General features: G+C 67.9%; 2 protein-coding genes. One reads left to right on the plus strand and one right to left on the minus strand.

Annotation, left to right across the window (positions count from 1 at the left end; genetic code table 11):
- Window positions 1-182: 182 nt before the first annotated feature.
- Window positions 183-1,148 carry a sel1 repeat family protein gene (locus tag H7841_18495; protein ID MEO5338848.1) on the plus strand — a complete coding sequence of 322 codons (966 nt, stop codon included), beginning with the start codon at window positions 183-185 and terminating at the stop codon, window positions 1,146-1,148.
- A gap of 13 nt (window positions 1,149-1,161) precedes the next feature.
- Here H7841_18495 and H7841_18500 read toward each other — a convergent pair.
- On the minus strand, window positions 1,162-1,407 hold a 246-nt coding region (locus H7841_18500; GenBank protein MEO5338849.1), incomplete at its 5' end, for a hypothetical protein.

A 1,407-nucleotide genomic window follows, 5' to 3' on the forward strand; every position in this document is an offset into this window, starting at 1 on the left:
GGCGGTCCGGCCCGACAAGTATCACGGCCGGGTGGTGGCCGAGGTGGTCCTTGGCGACGGCACCGACCTCGCCGCCCGCCTGCTCGCCGAAGGCCACGCGGTGCCGGCCGGGCGGGGGAAATCCTGCCGCCCCTGATCGCGCCGCCCTTGCCCCGTCCCCATGCGGGTGGCAGGATTGGCGCATGCGTATTTGGCTTGCCTCGCTTCTGGTCCTGTTTCTTGCCGTCGGGACGCTTCGGGCCGATCCGGCGGCGGAGGCCGCCTTCCGGGATGGAATGGCCGCCTACGCAGCCAAGGACCACAAGCGGGCCCTGGCCGTCTGGCTGCCTTTGGCCGAAACCGGCCATGCCGAGGCGCAATACCGGGTCGGGCGGCTTCACGACGAGGGCGAGGCTGTCCCCAAGGATGAAGCCGCCGCCGCCGCGTGGTATCGCAAGGCGGCGGAGCAGGGGCATGCCCTGGGACAGGTGGCGCTGGGAGATAGTCTGTGGAACGGAAGGGGCATCGAGGCGAGCTTCTCCGATGCCCACGATTGGTTCAAGGCGGCCGCGCAGCAAGGAAACGCCTGGGGGCAATACGGTCTTGGACTTTGGTTCGCCTATCCCCCGGACGGCAAGCCTGTGCTATCCCTCGCTGTGCATTGGTTCGAGAAGGCGGCCGCCCAGGGCCTGGCGGAAGCCCAGTACGAGATGGGGGAACGCTATGCCAGGGGCGACGGCATGCGCAGGGATGCCGCGAAGGCCATCGCATGGTACCGCAAGGCGGCGGACCAGGGGATGCCCCAAGCCTATTCGGCGATCGGCTTGGTCTACGCCTATGGGCTGGATGAGCGTGTACCGAAGGACCCCATGAAGGAGTTCGAATGGTTCCTCGAAGCGGCGGAAAGGGGCGGATGGGCGTCGCAGTTATCGGTGGCGCAGTTCCTGCTTGAAGGAAAGGTGGTGCCACGTGACGCTGTCGAGGGCCTGAAATGGGTGATCGTCGCCGGCCGTTCCGGGCGGACGGATGAAATCATTCTGAAAACTCTGGGCCGGATCCGGATGACGGAAGAAGATCGCGCCGAGGCCCGGCGGCGGGCCGAGGCCTGGAGACCGCGGGGCTCCTGGCTGAAGCCCCTGGTCTCCAGGCCGAGCAGCCGGTGGGATTAGACCCGCCCCGCTCTCACCGGCGGTTGCGGATGACGATCCCGCCCAGGATGCCCTCGATCCGCCGGGCCTCGGCGATATTCCCCGAGCCGGTCGCCGCCTTGTGGCGACGTTGGAGTTCGTCCATTACGGAGGCGGTCTCAGCCCGCTTCTCCTCGGCGGCTTGCTTCGCGACCTTGTCGCCGGCCCCGATGACGGTGCCGCTGACCTTCCCCCAGAGGCCGGGAACGGTCTTTCCCACGATCATTCCACCTGCCTTCGC

Origin of the sequence: Magnetospirillum sp. WYHS-4 (assembly GCA_039908345.1) — a bacterium.
Lineage (GTDB): Bacteria > Pseudomonadota > Alphaproteobacteria > Rhodospirillales > GLO-3 > JAMOBD01.

Bases quoted from the DNA above. Each gene is read 5' to 3' on its own strand.
- H7841_18495 (MEO5338848.1), top strand. From the start codon at position 183: ATGCGTATTTGGCTTGCCTCGCTTCTGGTCCTGTTTCTTGCCGTCGGG.